A 406-nucleotide genomic window follows, 5' to 3' on the forward strand; every position below is an offset into this window, starting at 1 on the left:
ACATCGAACACCTTTGCGACCAGCTCGCCGCGTTCGCTCCTCCGGACACTGCCCGCGAGGTGCACGAGGCCCTGTCGGCGCTGCTGCGGCTACGGAACATGGTCGACCACCACGCCGCAGTCCTTGCTGGGGCCGTGGAGCGGTTGGGGCTCGCGAAGGAGCAGGGCCGCACCACCCGCGAACTGCTGATCGTCATGGGCGCCGCGCCCGCGGTCGCCACTCGGTTGCTGCGTATCGGTGTTGCTTTGGCCGGTACGCCGCGGTTGGCTGGTCACACCGCTGACGGCACGCTCTCCGGCGAGCACGCGGATGCGATCGCCCGCGGACTGTCCCATATCGGTGTGCGGGCGAGGGAACCGCTGTCGGAGTCGCAGCGTCAAACCTGTGTGACCGATCTTCTGGCCCA

1 pseudogene is annotated in these 406 nt (G+C 68.7%); it reads left to right on the top strand.

Annotation, left to right across the window (positions count from 1 at the left end):
* Window positions 1-406, top strand: a pseudogene (locus MKW15_RS24290) (HNH endonuclease); the annotation flags it as partial.

Origin of the sequence: Gordonia gummivorans, assembly GCF_022513585.1 — a bacterium.
GTDB lineage: Bacteria > Actinomycetota > Actinomycetes > Mycobacteriales > Mycobacteriaceae > Gordonia.